Origin of the sequence: Mesorhizobium sp. M8A.F.Ca.ET.021.01.1.1 (genome assembly GCF_003998025.1) — a bacterium.
Classification (GTDB): Bacteria; Pseudomonadota; Alphaproteobacteria; order Rhizobiales; family Rhizobiaceae; genus Mesorhizobium.
Window position 1 is genome coordinate 1 of record NZ_RZSJ01001078.1, and the last position, 569, is coordinate 569.

General features: G+C 68.9%; 1 pseudogene. It reads right to left on the minus strand.

The window, feature by feature from the left end:
- A pseudogene (locus tag EOA36_RS36695) lies at positions 1-569 on the minus strand (chain-length determining protein); the annotation flags it as partial.

The following is a 569-nucleotide window of genomic DNA, read 5'->3' on the forward strand; positions in this document are numbered from 1 at the left end:
GTCCAGCATCGGCCGCGAGGCAGCCCCCGAGGCCGTGAGGTCGAGCAGCAGGACGCGCAGGCCGGCATCGGAAACCTCGCGCGCCACCAGGATCGCCGACGCCGCCGCTTCGTCGCCCTCGGGGGAAACGAATATGGCGCGCGCCGCCCCGCTGGCGATCAGCTTCTCTGCAGCCTTCTCGACGTCGATCTCGCCGAGCACGGAGCGCGGCCGCCGAACCTCCACGACGGGTTCAGGCTCGACCATGGGTTCAGATTCGGCCACGGGTTCAGATTTGGCCAAGGATTCAGGCTCGGCGGCAGGCTCCGCTTTGGCGACAGGCTCGACCTCGGCGGCAGGTTGCGGCTGCGCCGGTGCTTGCGTGACCGTTTCGGGCCATGATGCCTCGGAGGCGCGATTGGCGAATTCGTTGGCGATTGCCGGCTCCAGGCGGTTGGATGGCTCCTGATAAGCGGCCGGAGGCATTGCCACCTCGTCGATCGGTTCAAGCCGCGCGCCGCTTGCCGGGCGCATGGCGCGGCCCGAGAAAAGTTCCCGCAGCAGCGTGAACACCGCCGCCAGCAGAAGGG